Here is a 19412-nt window from a genome sequence, read left to right as displayed (position 1 = left end):
CCCTCCGCACCGGAAGCGGATCTGCGCTTCGGGTGAACGCAGAATCTGGTCAGGCTATCGGATCTATCAGCGAGAGCGCACGGAACATCCGACAGCCGCCGGTCCCGGAAGCTGTGCTCCCAGGACCGGCGGCGGATCCGATTCGTTCGTGGATCAGGCCGGGACGACCAGGATCTGGCACTGGGCATGGCTGCCGCCGGTCGGGGAGCCGCACACCGTCTTCGCCTCCGCGGTGATCAGGCCCGTGGTGCCGGACTGCGTGCCGCGCTGCCCGGCGTTGATCTGATCGATGAGATACCAGTACGCGGCCTCCGAGTTCGGGGTCTGGAAGTTCCAGCTCGCGTCGAAGTTCAGGTCGGTGTAGCGCCAGATGGCGTACTGGGTCGCCTCGATCGCGTCGTTCACGCTGAGCGGCGCCGTGAAGGGGCGCGCCGGGTTGGCTGCGGCGGACGCCGCCTGGACCGCCGCCGAGAACGCGCTCAGGGCGATCCCCGGGTAGCTGTTCTGGATGATCCACAGCACCTTGCTGTAGATGTCTGCGCTGCCGGTGAGGTAGTTGCTGCCCAGGAACGTGCCGAGGCCTCCGGCCGTCGTTGCCATGTTCGACTTCGCCGAGACGTTGTGCTCCACGCAGTACGAGTAGTAGTCCGGGGCGCCGGGGTTGCTCGGGTCCGCCGGCGTGCTGTTGTACACCCCATGGATCCCGGTGCCGCCGTATCCCTGCTGGAGACCGCCCATCCACATCCCGGAGACCATGACCTGGATGCTCGAGGTGGCGCCGTTCGGAGCAACCTGACCGAGCACGGTGTAGGTGCCGGGGGTCGAGCTCGTGACGATGTGGTTCGTGAGGTCGACCACACCGTTCGCGTCCGAGGTGAAGGTCTTCGGCCCGGTGGTGTTGTCGTCCCAGTGGAAGGACGACTGACCCGCGGGCGCGGCGGGAGGCAGCGTGACGATGATGGCCTGGCCGGCGACAGGCGCGCCGTTGTTCGTGATGCTGAAGCTGATGTTGCCGAGCGGCGTGCAGACGCCCGTCGGCACCGGCTGATCACCCGGGCTGATCACGACGCCGTTCGACGCGGCGTATGCCGGCACGGCGACCGCTGCGGCGACGACGGGCAGCGACCATGCCGCCCCCTTGACGATCGTGCGCCGTGAGATGACCTTCTTCGGGCCCTGCTCGTTGTCGAGCTGTTCCATGCTTTGTTACTCCCCAGATTCCGCGGTGGCCGGGTTGCCACCGTCCCCATGAGTGAAGGAGTGCGGGCGGCGGTGAAAGTGACGCGAGCGACGAGAATCCGATTCCGGGGCTCGGAGCCGCCGTCGGTCGGCCCATCCGCTGCAGCCCGAGATCGCGCGGCGGCGGAGGCACCGTTTCTTCGGGCCGATCGCTCCGCGCCCACCGGCGCGCCGCCGTCGGGGGTGCCGTAGGCTGGCGCCGTGTCAGCGGAGATCGTCGAGCGGATCCCGCCGGGTGTGCGCTTGGAGATGTCGCGCGCCGGTGTGCAGGTGATCGCCGATCGCGTAGGGGCGCGCCTCCTGCACATCAAGGGCAGCATGACCGACCCCGTGCTGCTCGGCCCGCGCTTTGAGGGCACCGATGTCGACGTGCTGGTCGACCCGGCCGGCATCCCGGCGCTGCACCGCGCCCTGCTCGCCCAGGGCTGGCAGGTGTACAGCACTTTCCGGAACAACTCGTCGTTCGAGCACGCGCAGACCTACTTCCACCCCGACTGGGGGCACCTCGATCTGCATCGGCGCTTTCCCGGCATCGGGATCACCGATGACCGTGCGTTCGAGGTGCTCTGGGCCGATCGTGCTGAGGTGAGGGCTGCCGGGCTGCCCTGCGCGGTGCCGGCGCTCACGGCGCAGGCCGTGCTGCTGACGCTGAACGCCGCACGCGCCGCGGGAATGGGAGACACGGCGGCGCGAGTCTGGGATGCGCTCGACGAGCCCGCGCGCCGCGACTGCCTCGCGCTGGTCGAACGGCTGGACGCCGCCGTGGCCTTCGCTGCCGCGCACGGCGACCTGGAACGCTATGCCCACCGGCGCGAGTACCTGTTGTGGAAGGTGGCTTCGCAAGGTGGGACGCGCACGGAGGACTGGCTCGGCCGGGTGCGCGCAGGCCGCACCCTGCGGGACAGGATCGGGCTGGTGCTGCGGGCGCCGCTCGTGAACACCGAACGTCTCACGCACAAACTGGGCCGCACGCCGCGGCCGACGGAGGTCGTGCGCGAGTTCCTGATGCGCAGCGCACAGGGCGCACGCGAGGTGACCCGCGCGGCCGGGAACCGATTCCGCCGGGGCTCGGCGCCGACGGAGAGAGACGCCACGCTGAACTCCGCCGTGTGTTCGCCGACGGATCTTGGGCGGCAGAACCGGGGCGAGGCGTGATCCGCTATCGACCGGCGGCCGACGTCGGCGTGATCGTCCATGACGATGCCGTGTACGTGGCTCTGCTTCCGCAAGGGCCGATCGTCGTGCTGGCGGGCACCGCGGCTGTGGTCTGGCGGGCGGCGTGCGGCGAGGGAGAGGACACGATCGCCGAACGCGCCGCGGGAAGCGTCGACCGCGACAGTTCTGCGATCGCCGAAGCCGTGGACGGGTTCGTCGCCGATCTCGTCGCCCGTGGTCTGCTCGTTCGAGCGCATGAGGCCCCCGCGACCGCACCATCTGAGCGGGATCCCCGGCATGATCCCCAAGAATTCATGTCATAGCGTGCCATTACTGCACACCATCCGGTTTTCGGATCGTATGCTCGTCACACGGGGATAGCCAGCGGGGATGGTGTCAGATGCCGGATATCGCGCAGAGGATTCGCGATGCCGAAGCGGCGGGCGATCACGCTGCGGTCGTCCATCTGCTCGCCACCCATCCCGTCGAGGCGTGGTTCACTCTGCCGGTCGATGAGCTCACCGCGATCATCGTGGGGCTGCCCGCCGACGCCGTCCGAGCGAGCGCGGAAGTGGCGCTTGTCGCCCGAATGCTCGCCCCGGAGGGTTCCGAGGCGCTCACCGAGGACCGGGCGCTGTCGCGTTCGCCGTATCTGCCCTCGCACCTTCGGCGCTGGCTGGTCGTGACGGATGCGTGGCACGCGCGGCTGAAAGGGGACGCTGCCCGTGCTTACGACGTGCTGATCCGGTTGCCGGAGATCGAAGCCGCGATCCCGTCGGTACTGGATCCGACGAACGGCATCCGCAGTCTGTTCCTCACCCAGGCTGCCGTCACCGCGCTGCTGCTCGGACGGTTCCGCGAGGCGCTCTCGCTGTACGGGCGCGCGCTGCGCGTTCCGACGCCCTCGGCGCTGCGGTTCTATCTCCGCGAGGCGCACCTGCGTTCAGCGCTCATCCACGTCCTGTACGGAGACCCGGCGGCGGCGCGCGCGCACCTGGCCGAGGCGCGCAGCACGCCGCGTACGGAGAGCTGGATGGAACTGCAGCTCGACCCCGAGCAGGCGCTGGTCGAGGCGCTCGTCTCCGACGACGATCCGGACGAAGCCTTCACCCGGATCCTGCAGCTGACCTACGGATCCATGGGAGAGCTGTGGCCGCTGTATCTTCTCGGCTTGCAGCGCCTGGGGGTGCTCGCTGAGCGGCGTCTCGATGTCAGGGAGCGCCTCGAAGCGCTCGTCTCCGCAGGCATGGGGGCGAACGGCACGGCCCTCAACTCCTCCATCCCGCAGGTGCTGCTCGCGTTCGAGTGGCTGCTCAGCGGCAACGTGCCTCGGGCCAAGGAGCAGATGAAAACCGTTCAGGACCGCAGCTGGCCCGCGGTGATCATCGGATGCATGATCCGCATCGCCGGCGGGGCGTCGAAGTCGGCGATCCGCGAGCTCAACGCCGCCAGACCGCTGACCGAGGGGCTGAAGCAGGCTGAGCGGCAGCGCAGGCTGGTCCTGGGCCTCGCACACCATCTCCGCGGCGATTCGGCGGCCTCGATGGCCGCCGTGGATCAGCTCGGGGAGCTCAACCGTCCGTCGAGTCCGCATGAGATCGCCGTGACGCGCATCCTCACCCCGAGTCTGCTGGAACTGGTCGCCCAGCGGATCCCGGAGCTGCGGCCGGAGGTCACGCGACCCGGCGACCGGGGCGTTCTCGACACTCCTGCGCTCACCGAGAGCGAACTCGCGGTGCTTGTGCGCCTCGCCCAGGGCGAGACCAGGGACCAGATCGCGAAGGCGCTCTTCCGCTCGCCGAATACAGTGAAAAGTCACCAGACCTCGCTGTATCGCAAGCTCGGCGTCTCTGCCGCAGGGGATGCCGTGCGCCTCGCCACCGAGGCCGGATACCTCTGAGCCGGCGGAATCGCGGCTCTCGCTTCGGGTGACGCGAAGGGTGAATTCTTCTGGATCAGGGCAAGCTCTCAGACTTCGTGCGTTGAATAAGTTGTCGGCGACGACCCGAAAGTCGTCGGCATCGAATTCATCGTGCGCATTCCGGTAGCCCGGCGCGCCGCGGTGGATCCCCTGGGGAGGGGATGTGTTGAGGGGAAGTCTGGGTTGCTGATGAAGATGAACGCGGACGATCGTCGTGCCGATGAACTGGGGCGGACCGACGACGAGCCGGCACGAACGGACGACGAGCCGGATCCGACCACCGGCCGGGATGAGTCCGATGAAGAGCTGCCTCCACGGAGACTGCGACTGGGCGCCGCGTGGCGCCTGCCCGTGATCCTCTCCGCGGCCGCGGAGATGGACCAGGCGGAGACGGGCGACGAGCAGCCCGACGGGCACTGAGAACCCGGGAATCTCACCGGTCCGCATCGGACGTGCGAGGTCGCCGTTCCGGCGATGCGGTAGCGTGCCGTCGGAGGAGGCGACGCGATGCCTGTGACCCGGTCCGAGCGGCTGATCGTTCCCGACGTGCTGCGTGGCGTCGCGATCGTGGCCATGCTGATCGCGCACGCCAATCCGCTCCTTCCTCAGCTGCCTTCGGCGGTGCGATTCGTCATCGGCAACATCAACGACCTCGCGTCTCCGTTGTTCGCGTTGGTGATGGGCATGTCGGTGCAACTGGTGTGGAACAGCTCGCGACGGGTCGGTGCGACCGTGCTCCAGCAGACGATCCGCGGCATCGTGCTCATCACGCTGGGGCTGTGGATGTTGACGTGGGGATCATGGGTGGTGATCGTGCTGCCCCAACTCGGTCTGCTCCTCATCGTCGGGGTGCCGATGCTGCTGCTCCGTTCGCGCGCGCTCGTCGTGGTGCTCGCAGTCGTGGTCGTCATCGGTGCGCCGTTGAACGAGCTCGCGCGGGGGCAGGTCCTGCAGATCATGACGCAGAACATCCTCGTGCAGTGGCTGGCCGACTGGACGGTGCTCGGGCACTCCTATCGGCTCACGAACCTGCTGCCGTTCTTCCTGCTCGGCGCGCTGCTGCTGCGTGGCGGACTGCGCCGTGACCGGACGATGTGGATCATGCTCGCGGTCGCGCCGCTCGCGTACGTCGTTCTCCCCGTGCTCGAGAAGGGACTGCATGTGGCGGGCATCGTCTCCGGGACGTATCCCGACACGCTTCATGATGTCGGTCTCGTGTTCGCGACGTACGCGGTCATCGTGATCCTGACGACGCTTCCGGGGCGGCAGCCCGTCGTCGAGGCGATCTTCGCCCCCCTGCGCGTGTGGGGCCGGCTTGCGCTCAGCCTGTATCTGCTGCACGTGTGGATCGTGTCGCTGTGGATGCACGGGATCGGTGGCTACCCCGCGCAGAACGTTCCGATCGGCTGGGCGACGATCGTCGTCCTCCCTCTCGTCGTCGCCTGGTTGTGGGGACGCTTCGTCGGGACCGGTCCGGTCGAGTGGATCATGGGCGCCGTCTCCGGCCGCCCCAAGCCATTGATCGCGCGCCGGCGCACGTCGATCACAGTCCCGACCAGCGGTTGACCGGCCAGAGGATCACGACGGCTTTGCCGACGATGTCCTCGGAGCGGGCCCAGCGCCAGCAGCCGGCATCCGGAGCGGTGCGGCCACGGCATTGGATCGCACCGTCTGACGAGTTCGAGCGGTGGTCGCCCATCACGAGGTAGGAGTCCTTCGGCACCGTCACCTCGGGAAGGCACCGCGCCGATGCCGGTGTCGTCGTGCAGTCGAGCGAACCGGCCTGGAACGGGAAGTCCTGGAACACGTAGGGCTCGTTCAACGGCTTGCCGTCCACGATGAGCTTGCCGTCGGCGCTGCAGCACTTCACGGTTTGTCCAGGGCCGGCGATCACGCGCTTGATGAGCGTGTGCGGGCCGGACGGGCCGAAGCCCGTCACCTCGCCGATCCAGCGCAGCGCCGCTCTGATCGGGTTCTCCGGGGCACGAACGCCGCCGTCCCAGGCTTCGTCCGCGTCGAACACGACGATGTCGCCCGTGTGCGGCGTGGTCCCGCCGACATAGGCGAGGCGATTCACCAACACGCGATCGCCGACCTGCAGGGTCTCCTCCATGGATCCGGACGGGACCCAGTAGGGCTTCGCGACGAACGAGAGGATGAGGCCGAAGACGACGAACGCCGCGCACAGTTGGAACAGGAAGCTGCCGGTGATCCGTCGCCACAGCGGGCGGCGCCCGTCAGGCGTGCGCCCAGGTGCGGGCTCGGGGGCCGCGGTGTCGGATGCCATGCGTCCATCATGCCCGGCGGGCGGCGCGGCCTCCGGGGTGCGGGGTCGATCGGCATTCGTTTCGTCGGTTCGACGACGCCTTTGCGCGTTCTCGCGACGTCACCCTGCGAGAACCCTGAGCGACTCGACAGTCTCGAGGTGCGGTCACGAAGCAGTGCACGAGAAGGCGCAGATGCCTCGGTCCGCTCCGAATCTACTCGTCACTTCTGGGGGGACGCATGTCCGAGATCGAGACCACCAAGCACGTCGGCCGTCGCACTGTTCTGAAGGGCGCCGCATGGTCCGTGCCCGTCGTCGCGGCCGCAATTGCAGTACCCGCCCAGGCTGCGTCGCTCCCGAATGGCGTGGACGTGCGTGTGACTGCGACCTGCAGTGGGCAATATGACATCAAGTCGCTGACGGACTTGCTGGCTCAGATCAGTCTCCTCGGCTTGCCGGTTGGTCTTACTCTTGGCGTTGTCACCAACTTGGTGAAGGCCGCGCTCTCCGCGCTGGGATTCAACGAGGGAGTGACCCGCCGGTTCGAGATCAGCGCGGCCGCCGGAACGATCCCTGTCGGGACGGCTTTCCAGCTTCAGACCAATCCGGGCGCGCTGATCAATCTTTCGGCGTTGCAATCGCTCCTGCAGGTGCAGGCGCTGTTCGTCGCTTCCGTCAATCCCAGTGGCTTCATCCTGCTTACGCAGCAGCCGATCGGTGCCGCTCCGGCAATCGTCGAACTTCAGACTCTGCTCCTCAACGCCAACGTTGTGACGCAGACCACTCTGACTCTTCTTGACCAGGATCACCCGGTCAACCCGGCAACGGAGGCTCCGGACAGTGCGGCGATCAATACTCTGGCCAGCGTGGATGTCGACCTCGGCACTCTTGATCTGGGGGCGCAACTGACCGCAGTTCTTCCCGGGGCGGCGAATCTTCTGCTTCGGACAGCCATCCAGGCCGTGCTGGGCCTGACGGGTGGCTTGACTGTTCTCGATGGCTTGAAGCTGCGCGTGCAGCTCTGCCAGGGCGTCTAGTTCACAACGCCTCGCTAATGCTCACGAGCCCTGCTGACTTTGTCTCGACGACGTCAGCAGGGCTTGTCGCGCTAGTGTTGGCCTCGCGGCGGCAACCAAGTATGCAATCCCGAGCAAGATCCTGGCGGCTCGGGCGGGGGTTCGTCGCCATGTCGCGCCTGGGAATGCGCTTCCGGTAGCATCGAGAGGCCGTTGACTTATCGCCCTCGCAGGGTGAGCGGAGCGAGGGGGAACAGTCCGTATGGATCTGCGTGAGTATCTTCGGGTCTTCCGGGCACACTGGCTCGGGATGGTCCTCATCACGCTCCTCGGCGTCGCCGTCGCTTTCGGATGGACCCTGCTGCAGCCGAAGGTCTACACGGCCGACGCCTCCGCGATCGTGCAGGCGAACACCGCCGGCGACTCCGGTGACAGCAGTCTCAGCTCCGCCATGCTCGGCAATTCACTCACGTCCGGTCGCGTGAAGACCTATGTGGCGCTGGGGGCGTCGCGCGCAGTCGCGGACGGCGTGATCAAGGATCTGAGCCTCGACACGAGCGCCGACCAGCTCGTGAAGCAGGTCACTGTCACCAACACCGTCGACACGACCACGCTCAAGGTCAGCGCCAACGCAGCAACCCCCGAGAAGGCGCGCGACGTGGCCGAGGCCTGGGTGCGCTCGATGGGTGCGGAGGTCAACCGGCTCGAGACCTCCGACCCCTCCAAGAAGGGCGCGGTCTTCCTCAGCCCGATCGATTCCGCTCGGCTGCCGGATGCGCCGTCGTCGCCGAACACCAAGCTCGCGCTTGCTCTCGGTGGACTGATCGGCCTCGCGCTCGCTGTCGGATACGGTCTGCTGCGCTACACCCTCGATCGCCGGATCCGCTCGGTCGAGCAGGTCGAGCGCGAGACCGGGAAGCCCGTCGTCGGCACCATCCCCGAAGAGAAGACCTTCACGGCCGACAACCGCCTGCTGCCGTTCGACGGCGGCACGAGCAGCGGGAGCGACAACGCGCACCTGTTCGGCATCGGCGAGGCCATGCGCGAGCTGCGCACCAACCTGCAGTACATGGACGTCGACAACCCGCCGCGCATCATCGTCGTGACGAGCCCGCTGCCCGGTGACGGCAAGTCGACGATCTCCTCCAACCTCGCCGTCACGCTGGCCTCCAGCGGTCAGCCGGTCGTCCTGATCGACGGCGATCTGCGCCGCCCCATGATCGACACCGTGTTCGGCCTGCCCAAGGGCGCCGGCATCTCCGATGTGCTCGCCGGCCGTGCCACGATCGCCGAGGTCGCGCAGCGCTTCGGCAACGGCCAGCTGCTCGTCGTCGCGGCGGGCAAGGTGCCGCCGAACCCGAGCGAGGTGCTCGGATCCGCCCGAATGCGCGAACTGCTGAAGTCGATCGCCCGCGAGGCCATCGTCATCATCGACGCGCCCCCGCTCATCCCCGTCACCGACGCCGCTGTGCTCGCGCACAGCGCCGACGGCGCGGTCATCGTCGGCACGGTCGGCAAGACCACCTACGAAGTGCTCGGCAAGGCGATCGGCAACCTCGAACGCGCCGGCGCCCGCACGCTCGGCCTTGTGCTGAACCGCGTGCCGCGCCGCGGCAGCGGCGCCGCGTACTACGGCTACCAGTACCAGGGTGACTACTACCGCAGCGACGACCAGGCGCTGCCGACCGGCGCCGTGCGCGGTGACAAGCCCCGTCGTCGGGGGGACGCGGAGGCGGCGTGACCGCGCCCGCAGCGAGTGCGCAGGAGAACGCCGCGCGCACCCCGCTCGACGTCAGCGCCCTCGGCGCCCGCATCCGGCTGACCTTCGCGAACGAGCTGGACGACACGACGGTCGACGCGATCCGCGCCTCCTGGCAGGGTGCGTGGTTGCCGTACGACGCGGCGATCGAGCCCGATGAGACGGTGCCCGTCTCGGGCGCTCTCGATCCCGACCATCTCGCGGAGTCGCTGACCGTGCAGGTGACCCTTGCCGCTCTGGGGCGGCGCAGCGGCGAGATGCTCCTGTTCCACGCCTGCGGCGTCGCGGATCCGGCCGGTCGCGTCGCGGCCTTCGTCGGGCCTTCCGGTCGCGGCAAGACGACGCTCAGCCGTGCGCTGGGCGCCCAGCACGGCTACGTGTCGGACGAGACGATCGCGCTCCGCACAGACCTCTCCGTCGAGCCCTACCGCAAGCCGCTGTCGGTGGTGCGGGAAGGACGACCCAAGGCGCAGGTCTCCCCGGAAGACGCTGGCCTCAAGCCGCTCCCGCACGCACCCCTCACCCTCACCGCGCTCGTGCTGATCACACGCGATGCTGAGCACCCGTCGCCGAGCATCGAGCAGGTGGCGTTCCCCGAGGCGATCGCCGAGCTGGCTCCGCAGATGAGTTACCTCGCCGAACTGCCGCGCCCGCTGCAGACCGTCGCGGAGCTGTGCGATCGCATCGGCGGCGTCGTGCGGCTGACCTATCCCGACGCGTCCACCGTGCCGCCGATCGTGCCGCAGTTGCTCGACCACACCCGGGTGCACGAGGAGTGGGAGCCGGCAGCCGTGGACGGGGAGAACCCCGAGTACGATCTGTCCGCGGTGTCCGACGCCATCCGCTGCGGCGACCGCGTGGTCGTGCTCGCCCAGCGATGGGTGCACGTGCTCGACGGCATCGCCCCGACCATCTGGGACTCGCTGCGCGCGGGTCGCGGGCTCGACGGGGTCGTTGACGACGTCATCGCCGAGTTCGGCCGCCCGGAGAAGGGGGATCCGCGGGAGCTGGTCCTCTCCGCCATCGACCAGCTGATCGAGTCCGGAGTGCTCAGCCGCAAGGCCTGACCGCGCGGACCCTTCGACAAGCTCAGGGACCGGAACGGGTCCTGGAACCGGACGTCAGCGGTGCGGGCGGATCATGGTCGGCGACGGCATGCCCTCGGCGCGCAGTGCGCGACGCAGCTGCAGGGCACTCGAGAAGCCCGAGTGCGCGGCGATCTCCTCGATCGTGAGCACGGTGTAGTCGGGATTGCGCAACAGCGACTCCGCGAACTCCACGCGCAGCCGGCGCAGGGCGTCGCCCGGGGTGGTCCCGACCTTGGCGAAAGCCCGCTGCAGGTGCCGCAGGGACACATGCAGTTCGGTCGCGAGCTCTGCAATCGTGAACTGCGGATCCTCCCGGTGCAGCAGCATCGCCGAACGCGCCCTGTCCACGAGCGGAGGCTGCCCGCGCTCGGGCAGATCCGCGGAGTAGAGCTCCAGAAGGGTGCCGAACACCATCTCGGCGAGCAGCCGCTCGATCGCGTATCGCGAGATCGACGTGGTGTCCTCCGCGTTGCGTGCGATCGCCAGGGTGAACGCCCGGAACGCCAGGACCATCGGCGTCGGCTGCAGCACGAGCGGTCGCAGCGGGCCGCCGTGGACGAAGTCCCGCAGCGTCTCGACGGGAACCCATACCGCGACGACTTCGTTCGATCTGCTCCACTCGATGGTCTCGTCGGCCTGCGGAGGGACGAAGCGTCCGATCGGCAGCGGGGATCCGTCGGGTCCCTCGCCGCTCGGGAACAGCACGACGGCGTGCGGATCTGCGGGTTCGACAGCCGACCACGTCCACTGCAGGCGCTGCGGTCGATGCACGGTGACGTAGATCGAGCGGAAGGTGCGCGTGCTGATCAATCCGGCGTGGTGCGACGTGAGACCCAGATGGGACTCGAGCAGGCGGGGAGGGGATGACACGAGCGAGTAGTGCCCTTTCGAACGTGAAAGTGCCGACATGGTACCGCCCCCTGCAGACCAGTATGGCGGCTGCCTGGGACGGGCGCGAACTCCTAGGCGACGGCTGCCCTGATGACGCGCTCCACCTCGGCGAGGGCGGGGGTCAGTTGTGCCGCCGACTCCTCGTACACCTCGAGCGAGCGCCGGTAGGGGTCGATCACGTCCTCGTCCTTCGGCGCGGATCCGCCCCGGCGGTCGGCGATCGTCTCGACGACCGCGACCAGTCGCCGACGCGGATCCGATCCCCCACGGTCGGCGATCGCCCGCACCTGCGCGTCGGTGACGCCCTCGGCGAGTCGGGCGAACTCGCGCACGGGGAAGACCCGGTGCAGGCGCCGCGGCAGCATCTGCACCGCGTAGTCGCGCTGCTCCGAGGTCATCGTGAGCACCAGGTCGGCGTCGTCGAGCAGTGGTTCGGTGAGCAGCCGCGCGTGATGCGCGGCGGTGACGGCGGCGTCGACCCCGCGATCGAGCGCCAGCCTCTGCGCAGGCTCGGTCATCGCATGCCCGACCAAGGCGTGCGTGCCGGCGCTGTGCACGCGCAGATCGAGCCCCGCGAGCCGGGTGCGCAGCAGCGACTCGGCGAGGGGTGAGCGGCAGATGTTCCCCGTGCAGACCGTCAGCACGGTGGGCTGCGGCGACGACTCCTCCGCGGCCGCTGCGAACATGCCGGCGAGCGATCCGAACGAGACGCCGCCCGGAGGGTTCGCGGGCTCCTCCGGCGTCGTGTGCTCGGTCGAGGCGGCTGCTGCGGCGGATTCGGCGGTGCGCCACGCCGAGGCCTGCGCGGCGCCGTCCGGCGCCTCATCGAACTGTGCGCCGGACGCCCCGGCGATCGCGGCAGCCTCGCGGCGCTGTCGCAGCTCTCTTCGGGAGAGCGGCATCGGCGATTCGCCGCGCGGTGTCCCCAGATCCCTCGCGTCGTCCATGACACCAGGGTAGGGGATGACGCTCCGCCGGGGATGCTGCTTCTCAGGCGTCGCCGTCGCGGGCGCGGTCCTCGATGTAGCGCAGCAGCACGCCCTCGCGCAGCGCCCACGGGGAGACCTCGAGCTCGTCGACCCGCATCACTGTCATCGCGGTATGCAGCACGACCGCGGCCGCCACGATCTGGAACGTGCGGTCCGGGGTAATACCCGGAAGCTCCTGCCGCGCGGACGCGGGCAGGCGCGCGAGACGCGGGATCCAGGATCCGAGCGCCTGACGCGGCAGCAGCATCCGCTCGGATCCCGACCAGCCGGGCGCCTGATAGCCGACGAGGCGGGCGAGCGATCGGATCGCCTTGGATGAGCCGACCACGTGATCCGGGCGGGGGAGCGTCGCGAATCGGGTGGTGACCGGCGCGAACACGTCTGCCGCATGCTCGCGCAGTCGTTCGACCGCGTCCTCGCCGGGCGGGTCGTCGGGAAGGAACATCAGCGTCGAGCGCCCCGCGCCGAGCGGCACCGAGGCGGCGATGTCGGGGAGCTCCTCGGATCCGGCGGCCATCTCGAAGGATCCGCCGCCGATGTCGAACAGCAGGATCTGCCCCGCCGCCCAGCCGAACCAGCGGCGCACTGCGAGGAAGGTCAGCCGCGCCTCGGTCTCGCCGTCGAGCACCTGCAGCGGCTGCCCGAGTGCGGCCTCGACCCGGGCGATCACTTCGGCGCCGTTCGCCGCCTCGCGGACGGCGCTCGTCGCCGTCGCGAGCAGCGCGTCGACCCGCTGCTGCTCGGCCACTGCTCGCGCCTGGGTGACGGCGGACTCGAGCGCCCGCACGCCCTCCTCGCTGATCGCGCCGGACGGTGTGAGGAACCGCATGAGCCGCAGCACCGTGCGATCGCTCGTGGTCGCGAGCGGGCGGCCGCCGGGATGCACGTCGGCGGCGAGCAGATGGACGGTGTTGGATCCGATGTCGAGCACTCCGAGACGCACGGACGAAGGATACCCGGTGCGTGTGAATAGCAAGGCTCGCTGGTCGCGTGGCGCCTTGGGGTAGCTTCCCTGGTCGCGTGTTGCCCTTTGCTGGGTGCTGAATGGGCGATTGGCGACCAGCGAGCCTGCGGTCAGGCGCGGGCTGCGGAGATGCTCCGGACGAGGGCGTCGATCTGGTCGACACCGCGGACCACGGGAGAGCCGACCACCGGGCTCGTGTGGGCTCCGATCAGCACCGCCGACGGAGAACCGGGGACGGCCAGCGCCTGCTTCGTCGCCGCGCTTCCGAAGTAGGCGATGCCGGTCGTCTCCGGAAGGCGCTCGTGCAGCGTCGCGGGGTCGGACGAGGTGATCACGCGGATCTGGACGGGATCGAGAGCTGCCTGCCAGCCCGGAATCCGGGCGGCGGCCTCACGGCAGGAGGAGCACTCGGCGCTGAGGAAGAGCAGCACGGTGGGCGCGACCAGGGAGATCGTGCGGAGCTGGCGCGTGCGGCCGTCGATCGACACGACTTCGGTGGCGGGGATGGGGTCGCCCATGCCCGCCACCGCGTCCGGTGCCCCCACCGGCGCAGCGCTTGCGCTCGCGCCCGCCGCTCGGCGACGGAGCACCACGATCATACGGACGAGGACGATGACTGCGGTGACGAGCCAGAGGAGGACGAGCATCAATGTGGCGGCCGCGGGAAATGCTGTGAGCGCGGGAAAGAAGGGGGGCGTCGTCGTGGCACCGAGAACCGCGATCGCGACCGCGCAGACGACGAGGAATGCGTTGCGGACGACCGCCCACCAGGTGATGGTGTCGTCGGCGGAGAGCGTGCCGAAGCATCCGCAGGAGGCCTGCTCGCCGCGGCGGAGCACCCCGATCAGGAGCCCGGTGAACACGACCAGCGCGACGGCGGCCAGCGCGGCGAACAGGCTGCGCAGCGGCCCGGCGGTCACGATCAGCAGCAGCGCCAGCAGCAGCTCCGCCCACGGGAGCGCCAAGGCCACGACGCGCCGTTGCAGCAGCGCCGGCACGTGCAGCGCGGACATGGCGGCGAGCGTCGTGTCTGTGCGCCTGAGCTTGGTCGCGCCGGAGAGCGCGAACACGAACGCGCTGAGCCCTGTCGAGAACAGCACAGCGATCTCGACAGGGCTCAGCGTCATGAATCCGAATCTAGCGTCAGCCGCAGAGTTGGACCGCGAGCACCTTGTTCGCGCCGAACGGAATCGTAGGAAGGGTCACTGCTGTAGAAACGAGGCTGCTGACTGCCGCCGAATTCGGGCCACCCGGCGCGGGGTTCGGGTGGTCCGTGTCGAGCAGCGTGAGCGTGATGGTCGACGCGACTCCGAGATCTGCGAGCGGGATCGCGCCGGCGACGTTGAACGTGATCGAGCTGCCCTGTGGGATCGCCGCGTTCGTGGTGAAGACCGCGGAGGTGTTGCCCGTGCTGACGACACTGAGCGCGGCCGCAGTCAGGATGGTGTTGAGCGTGCCGAGGTCCAAGTTGATCAGCGCGGGGTAGTCGAGCTGGAATCGCGTGCCAGCGGGGATGGTGCCCTGCTGCGCAGCGATATTGAACGATCTTTGCGGGTTCGGCGTCAGCCCGAGACCGGACAGAATAGTTTGGGCGGCGCCGACGAGACCAGCACCTACGAGGGTCGTAAGCGCAGAGAGATCGTAGTTGCCCGAGCAGGCCCCGGTCACGGACACATCCACGCCCTGCGGGAGAGAGGCGGCCTGGGCGGGTACGGCGATCGCGGCGGCGACGACGGGCACCGACCAGGCGGCGCCCTTGACGAGCGTGCGGCGTCTGACGCCATGGGCGCGCTGAGTGGAATCTTCCAAGACTTACCTCCGGGTTTTGCGGTCGGCATCGCCCTCCTGGTGGACGGCGAAACCGGCGGAATGGCGCGCGCTTCGGTTCGGGGGACCTACGTCGCTGCGCCGGCTATGTGGTCAGGCTGACCGTTTGCTGTGAGCCCCGGGACAGGCTGGTCGTTACATGATCGAACGTGGTCTCTTTCTGATCGCGCAGGCCGGAGGCCGCCGACGGGAGGGTACGAGCGCCGCGCCGATACGATGGAGCGCGTGAGCTCCGATCCCCTCGCACCGCAGACGTTGCCGTCGCTGTCGCCGTACCGCCGCATCGACCGTGCGGACTGGGCGCGCCTCGCCGCCGACCTCGACCAGCCGCTCAGCGAGACCGAGGTCGTCGAGATCCGCGGCATCGGCGACCGGCTCGACCCGACCGAGGTCAAGGAGGTCTACCTGCCGCTCAGCCGTCTGCTGAGCCTGTACGCCACCTCGACCAAGCGCCTCGGCGAGGCCACGAACCAGTTCCTCCGCGAGGACGACGACACCACGCCCTTCGTCGTCGGCGTGGCCGGATCCGTTGCCGTCGGCAAGTCGACGATCGCCCGTCTGCTGCGTGAGCTCATGAGCCGCTGGCCGGGCACGCCTCGGGTCGAACTGGTCACCACCGACGGTTTCCTGTACCCGAACGCGGAGCTCGAGCGCCGCGGCATCATGGACCGCAAAGGCTTCCCGGAGTCGTACGACCGGCGCGCTCTGATCGAGTTCCTCACGAAGGTGAAGAGCGGCGCCGCCGAGGTGCGGGCACCGTTCTATTCGCACATCCGCTACGACATCGTGCCCGACGCGCACGTCGTGGTGCGCCGACCCGACGTCGTGATCGTCGAGGGCCTGAACGTGCTGCAGCCGCCGCCCGCCCCGAACGACGTCGCCGTGAGCGACCTGTTCGACTTCTCGATCTACGTCGACGCCGAGCTCGACCACATCGCCCAGTGGTACGTCGACCGGTTCCTCGCCCTGAGGCAGGGGGCGTTCACGAACCCGTCGTCGTACTTCAACGTGTTCGCGCACCTCACCGACGAGGAGGCCGTCACCACGGCGATGGGGTACTGGAACGAGATCAACCTGCCCAACCTCATCGAGAACGTGATGCCCACCAAGCACCGCGCCACCCTCGTACTGAACAAGGGCGCCTCGCACGCCGTGGAGTCGGTGCTGCTGCGAAAGCTCTGATGCGCGGCCCCACGCTGTCGAGGCGCTTTCACACCGCTCACTGGTCGCGAATTGCGGTCATGAGGAGCGGATAGCAGCAATACGCGACCAGCGAGAAGGGGGAGCGCTCCCCGCGGACTGGATCCCCGAGAACCTGCACGCCCCTCGACACTTCCCGCGACTGGGATACTGACAGCATGGGGACCGCTTTCTTCGGCTTTCTGCTGCCAGCGACGGCCTTGGCGTCGACGCTCATCCTCGTCGGAGTGCTCGTCGTGAGCGCGATCGCCAAGTTCCGCACGCCCGACGATGCCGCCGGCTGGGAGGCCCTGGGGATCCCCGCGGCACTGCGCCAGGACTGGCTGATCCGCCTGCACCCGATCGCCGAGCTCGTGCTCGCCGCGGCGCTGCTGCTGCTCGGCGGGGTGCTCGGCATCGCCGCGGCGATCGTCGCCGTGCTGCTGTTCGCGGCCTATCTCGCCATGGTCTGGCGGGCGAGGCGGCAGACGCCCGACGCGTCTTGCGCGTGCTTCGGTGAGCGTCGCCCGATCACCGGTCGAACACTGCTGCGCAACGCCTGGCTGGTGCTGCTGGCTGTGCTCGCCGCTGTCACGATCGGTGCTCTTCCGCTGTGGGGCGGGGTCGCGACACTCGCCGTCGCGCTGTGGCCGTGGACGCTCGCCCTCGCCGCCGTCGCCGTGACTTTCGTACTCGTACAGGAGAACGGATCCGCAGACGTCGGCGACGGCGGATCCGCGGGCGTTCCGGCCATCGACCGAACCGATGACGACCTCGATGACTACCTGCGCTCCCGCACCCCCGCCGTGCCGGTGCAACTCGCCGACGGCCAGACGACCACCTTGCGCATCCTTTCCGAACGCCAGCCCGTGCTGCTGCTGGCCGTGTCGGAGACCTGCGGATCCTGCACGCCGGTGATCGAGAGCATCGACACCTACCGCGCGCTGCTGCCCGAGGTGTCGGTGCGCTTCCTGCTGCAGACCGCGCCGGAGAACAGCAGCCTCGCCTCGACCGAGGAGCCGCAGACCTTGCACGACCCGAACCGGTACGTCGGCCCATCGCTCGCGGACCACTGGTTCACGCCGAGCGCCGTCCTGCTCGGTGCCGACGGAATGCTCGCGGGCGGGCCCGTAGCCGGCACGAAGACGATCGCCGAGTTCGTGGACGACATCTACGAGAGCCTGCACGGAGAGCGCCCGCCCGCGCGCTGAGCACCGCGCGACCGTGTGGACCGACGCGGCGCATGCTCCTCGCCGCGAGATCCATCTGCATCGCGTCCGTGGCTGGGCGTCCGCATTCGGAAGAAGCGGGTAACGTGGCCCTTGGCTCCGGCGAGTCGTAGCGATGGGGAGTCGCGCTCGCGGGGCTGGACATGGGGATGTCTACATGGGGATTGTCATCGACGCTCGTGCTGCCCTGCGGCAACTGGGGACCGAACAGGAGCGACCGCTCGCGCTGCTCCGCTGCGCCGGCGCGCTGATCAGCCGCCACCTGCTCGAGCCGGGGCGGCCGTGGCTCTGGGACGCGCAGGAACCACGCGGCGATGAGCTGCTCGTGATCTGCTTCGCCGAGGTTCCGCTGCGGCTGCGCTTCGAAGAGAGTCGCGTCGTGGAGGTTCCGGCAGGTGCGGCCTGCCTGCTGCACCCGCACCAGATGACGACCGTGTCGTCGGCGCAGGTCACCACTGTGACCGCCGTGTGGGTGCGCCACGACGCGGTCGCGCAGGCTGCGAGCCGGTTCGACGGGTCAGGAACGGTGCTGTCGGACGGGGCGGTCGCCCGCAGCCTGCGGGCCTTCCTGCTCGGCTTGCTGTCGGATCCTGCCAGCGCGACCGCGGGAAGCCTGGCCGAGACGCTCATCGTCGGCGCGGTCGACCTTGTCCTCTCGGATGCGATGCCGTCGGTCCGTGTTCCCCGCGGGGTCGACCGCGCACGCGGCATCATCCGGTTGCGCCGCACGGATCCGGCTTTCGACGTGGACGCGCTCGCGGTGGCGCTGCACCTGTCGCGACGCCAGCTGCAGCGGATGTTCGCGCGCGAGGGCACCACCCCGCTGGCGGAACTGCGCGCCCAGCGCGTCCAGGATGCCCGCAGGCTGATGGACGACCGCGTCGAGAGTCTGGATGCCGTCGCCGCGCGGTCGGGCTTCCGCGACGTCGCCGGGATGCGCCGCGCATTCCTGCGGGAGGGCCTGCCCACCCCGCGTCATCTGCGCGCTGACGCTCTGCTCTGACGAGGCCGAGGCTCGGTACGACATGTCGGGCCGGGATCCGACGTCGTCGATGCCCTCACGGTCGCGAACGTCGCATTCGCGCCCTGGTTCGTGACGTTTGCGACCCCGGCTCGGTCGTCGAATCCGGAATATCGGCAGAGTCGAGGTCTTGTGCATGCGGCTGGGGAACACGCCGCGCACGGACGACAGCAGAGCGATGTCTGGGGAGGCATGCAATGTCAGCAAAGACCATGACCGGCGCACACGAGCACACGCTCACCCGGCGAACGGTGATCCGAGGAGCGGCGTGGAGCCTGCCCGTGATCGCGGTCGCCGTGGCGACACCGTTCGCGAGCGCGTCGACCAACGGCGGCACCGCCGGCGGCACGCCGGGAACAGGGGGCACCACGCCGATCGTCCCGTCGTACCAGACCGGATCCTTCTGCAAGCACCCGGGCAACCCGAAGTACTACCACGGCACGTTCTTCTTCGAGAACACGACCTCCGCGCCGATCACGCTCGCGCTGACGTCCATGCTCGTGAACGGGCAGTCGCGGGCTGCGAAGTTCTCGGCGAACAACCGTCTGGTGTCCACCTACACGGTGCCGGCGAAGACCAAGATCGGCCTGTACGTCGATGCGGGGCTCTTCGACGACTCGGCCAACGGCACCGCCACCCTGTCCTTCACCTACGACGACGCAGGCAAGGCGCGCAGCGGTTCGGTGACCGCACCGCTCGGATCCCTGCCTCCGTGCTCCGGTGACGTGAAGGGTACGCCCGCGCACTCGCACTCCGGACCGGCGCTGTAGTCCGCCCCTCGTTGCGAGGGGCGCGGCGTGGCCGCTCGCTCACGCGCGACGAGACCTGTCGCGGGCCTGCTCGCCCGCGGATATCGGGACGCGCGGCG

Annotated in this window: 19 protein-coding genes; 12 read left to right on the top strand and 7 right to left on the bottom strand. The window is 69.1% G+C overall.

The genetic code is table 11. From position 1 onward, the window contains the following. Nucleotides 1–153 precede the first annotated feature (153 nt). Entirely contained in the window at nt 154–1200 is a 1047-nt protein-coding gene (locus ACTJI8_RS13605) for a Cys-Gln thioester bond-forming surface protein (RefSeq protein ID WP_440733967.1), read from the bottom strand. Nucleotides 1201–1440: 240 nt separating this feature from the next. On the opposite strand from ACTJI8_RS13605, the gene ACTJI8_RS13600 reads away from it, so the two are divergent. The 5 genes from ACTJI8_RS13600 to ACTJI8_RS13580 all read left to right on the top strand — a co-directional run bounded on the left by ACTJI8_RS13600 (nt 1441) and on the right by ACTJI8_RS13580 (nt 5881). Next, a complete protein-coding gene (locus tag ACTJI8_RS13600) occupies nt 1441–2394 on the top strand; it encodes a nucleotidyltransferase family protein (RefSeq protein ID WP_440733966.1) in 954 nt (317 codons plus the stop codon). Then, entirely contained in the window at nt 2391–2717 is a 327-nt protein-coding gene (locus ACTJI8_RS13595) for a PqqD family peptide modification chaperone (RefSeq protein ID WP_440733965.1), read from the top strand. Before ACTJI8_RS13600 ends, ACTJI8_RS13595 begins: the two co-directional genes overlap by 4 nt. A 77-nt stretch (nt 2718–2794) precedes the next feature. Further along, a complete protein-coding gene (locus tag ACTJI8_RS13590) occupies nt 2795–4294 on the top strand; it encodes a helix-turn-helix transcriptional regulator (protein ID WP_440733964.1) in 1500 nt (499 codons plus the stop codon). 210 nt (nt 4295–4504) lie between these two features. Continuing rightward, a complete protein-coding gene (locus ACTJI8_RS13585) occupies nt 4505–4735 on the top strand; it encodes a hypothetical protein (protein ID WP_440733963.1) in 231 nt (76 codons plus the stop codon). Nucleotides 4736–4822: 87 nt separating this feature from the next. Further along, entirely contained in the window at nt 4823–5881 is a 1059-nt protein-coding gene (locus ACTJI8_RS13580; RefSeq protein WP_440733962.1) for a DUF418 domain-containing protein, read from the top strand. Here ACTJI8_RS13580 and lepB read toward each other — a convergent pair. Next, entirely contained in the window at nt 5859–6602 is a 744-nt protein-coding gene (gene lepB, locus ACTJI8_RS13575; RefSeq protein WP_440733961.1) for a signal peptidase I, read from the bottom strand. The genes ACTJI8_RS13580 and lepB overlap by 23 nt on opposite strands. Nucleotides 6603–6820: 218 nt before the next feature. Between lepB and ACTJI8_RS13570 the strand changes: the two genes are divergently transcribed. The 3 genes from ACTJI8_RS13570 (at nt 6821) to ACTJI8_RS13560 (ending at nt 10423) form a co-directional block, all read left to right on the top strand. Beyond that, on the top strand, nt 6821–7618 hold the full coding sequence (locus ACTJI8_RS13570) for a hypothetical protein (RefSeq protein WP_440733960.1): 798 nt from the start codon (nt 6821–6823) through the stop codon (nt 7616–7618). A gap of 241 nt (nt 7619–7859) precedes the next feature. Further along, nucleotides 7860–9338, top strand: a complete 1479-nt coding sequence (locus ACTJI8_RS13565) for a polysaccharide biosynthesis tyrosine autokinase (protein ID WP_440733959.1) — start codon at nt 7860–7862, stop codon at nt 9336–9338. Beyond that, the gene (locus ACTJI8_RS13560; protein ID WP_440733958.1) at nt 9335–10423 is read left to right on the top strand and encodes a hypothetical protein; all 1089 of its coding nucleotides are present in this window, start codon (nt 9335–9337) and stop codon (nt 10421–10423) included. The genes ACTJI8_RS13565 and ACTJI8_RS13560 overlap by 4 nt, the downstream gene beginning before the upstream one ends. A gap of 54 nt (nt 10424–10477) precedes the next feature. Here the strand turns inward: ACTJI8_RS13560 and ACTJI8_RS13555 are convergent, their stop codons facing one another. The 5 genes from ACTJI8_RS13555 to ACTJI8_RS13535 all read right to left on the bottom strand — a co-directional run bounded on the left by ACTJI8_RS13555 (nt 10478) and on the right by ACTJI8_RS13535 (nt 15097). Continuing rightward, nucleotides 10478–11314 (bottom strand): helix-turn-helix domain-containing protein, encoded by an 837-nt coding sequence (locus ACTJI8_RS13555; protein WP_440733957.1) that lies wholly within the window; start codon nt 11312–11314, stop codon nt 10478–10480. Between the two features lie 92 nt (nt 11315–11406). Next, complete coding sequence (locus ACTJI8_RS13550) at nt 11407–12282, bottom strand: arsenate reductase/protein-tyrosine-phosphatase family protein (protein WP_440733956.1); 876 nt, start codon at nt 12280–12282, stop codon at nt 11407–11409. A 43-nt stretch (nt 12283–12325) separates the two neighbouring features. After that, on the bottom strand, nt 12326–13267 hold the full coding sequence (locus ACTJI8_RS13545) for a Ppx/GppA phosphatase family protein (protein ID WP_440733955.1): 942 nt from the start codon (nt 13265–13267) through the stop codon (nt 12326–12328). A gap of 131 nt (nt 13268–13398) precedes the next feature. Next, nucleotides 13399–14415 (bottom strand): MauE/DoxX family redox-associated membrane protein, encoded by a 1017-nt coding sequence (locus ACTJI8_RS13540; protein ID WP_440733954.1) that lies wholly within the window; start codon nt 14413–14415, stop codon nt 13399–13401. 16 nt (nt 14416–14431) lie between these two features. Next, on the bottom strand, nt 14432–15097 hold the full coding sequence (locus tag ACTJI8_RS13535; protein WP_440733953.1) for a hypothetical protein: 666 nt from the start codon (nt 15095–15097) through the stop codon (nt 14432–14434). 234 nt (nt 15098–15331) lie between these two features. Between ACTJI8_RS13535 and coaA the strand changes: the two genes are divergently transcribed. The 4 genes from coaA to ACTJI8_RS13515 all read left to right on the top strand — a co-directional run bounded on the left by coaA (nt 15332) and on the right by ACTJI8_RS13515 (nt 19314). Further along, nucleotides 15332–16297: a type I pantothenate kinase gene (coaA, locus tag ACTJI8_RS13530; protein ID WP_440733952.1), complete on the top strand. Its 966-nt coding sequence runs from the start codon at nt 15332–15334 to the stop codon at nt 16295–16297. A 176-nt stretch (nt 16298–16473) separates the two neighbouring features. Beyond that, nucleotides 16474–17505, top strand: a complete 1032-nt coding sequence (locus ACTJI8_RS13525; RefSeq protein ID WP_440733951.1) for a MauE/DoxX family redox-associated membrane protein — start codon at nt 16474–16476, stop codon at nt 17503–17505. A gap of 175 nt (nt 17506–17680) precedes the next feature. Next, nucleotides 17681–18526: a helix-turn-helix domain-containing protein gene (locus ACTJI8_RS13520; RefSeq protein ID WP_440733950.1), complete on the top strand. Its 846-nt coding sequence runs from the start codon at nt 17681–17683 to the stop codon at nt 18524–18526. A gap of 215 nt (nt 18527–18741) precedes the next feature. After that, nucleotides 18742–19314 carry a hypothetical protein gene (locus tag ACTJI8_RS13515; RefSeq protein ID WP_440733949.1) on the top strand — a complete coding sequence of 191 codons (573 nt, stop codon included), beginning with the start codon at nt 18742–18744 and terminating at the stop codon, nt 19312–19314. The last annotated feature ends 98 nt before the right edge of the window (nt 19315–19412 follow it).

This window comes from Microbacterium sp. 22303 (assembly GCF_052045265.1).
Taxonomy (GTDB): domain Bacteria; phylum Actinomycetota; class Actinomycetes; order Actinomycetales; family Microbacteriaceae; genus Microbacterium.
This window is presented reverse-complemented; position numbering and strand designations above follow the sequence as displayed.

What these genes read in the sequence shown, in the direction of transcription:
- ACTJI8_RS13525 (WP_440733951.1), top strand. Translation starts at nt 16,474, where the DNA reads ATGGGGACCGCTTTCTTCGGCTTTCTGCTGCCAGCGACGGCCTTGGCG.
- ACTJI8_RS13585 (WP_440733963.1), top strand. Translation starts at nt 4,505, where the DNA reads ATGAAGATGAACGCGGACGATCGTCGTGCCGATGAACTGGGGCGGACC.
- ACTJI8_RS13565 (WP_440733959.1), top strand. Translation starts at nt 7,860, where the DNA reads ATGGATCTGCGTGAGTATCTTCGGGTCTTCCGGGCACACTGGCTCGGG.
- ACTJI8_RS13570 (WP_440733960.1), top strand. Translation starts at nt 6,821, where the DNA reads ATGTCCGAGATCGAGACCACCAAGCACGTCGGCCGTCGCACTGTTCTG.
- ACTJI8_RS13540 (WP_440733954.1), bottom strand. Translation starts at nt 14,415, where the DNA reads ATGACGCTGAGCCCTGTCGAGATCGCTGTGCTGTTCTCGACAGGGCTC.
- ACTJI8_RS13520 (WP_440733950.1), top strand. Translation starts at nt 17,681, where the DNA reads ATGGGGATTGTCATCGACGCTCGTGCTGCCCTGCGGCAACTGGGGACC.
- ACTJI8_RS13550 (WP_440733956.1), bottom strand. Translation starts at nt 12,282, where the DNA reads ATGGACGACGCGAGGGATCTGGGGACACCGCGCGGCGAATCGCCGATG.
- ACTJI8_RS13590 (WP_440733964.1), top strand. Translation starts at nt 2,795, where the DNA reads ATGCCGGATATCGCGCAGAGGATTCGCGATGCCGAAGCGGCGGGCGAT.
- ACTJI8_RS13580 (WP_440733962.1), top strand. Translation starts at nt 4,823, where the DNA reads ATGCCTGTGACCCGGTCCGAGCGGCTGATCGTTCCCGACGTGCTGCGT.
- lepB (WP_440733961.1), bottom strand. Translation starts at nt 6,602, where the DNA reads ATGGCATCCGACACCGCGGCCCCCGAGCCCGCACCTGGGCGCACGCCT.
- coaA (WP_440733952.1), top strand. Translation starts at nt 15,332, where the DNA reads ATGGAGCGCGTGAGCTCCGATCCCCTCGCACCGCAGACGTTGCCGTCG.
- ACTJI8_RS13515 (WP_440733949.1), top strand. Translation starts at nt 18,742, where the DNA reads ATGTCAGCAAAGACCATGACCGGCGCACACGAGCACACGCTCACCCGG.
- ACTJI8_RS13605 (WP_440733967.1), bottom strand. Translation starts at nt 1,200, where the DNA reads ATGGAACAGCTCGACAACGAGCAGGGCCCGAAGAAGGTCATCTCACGG.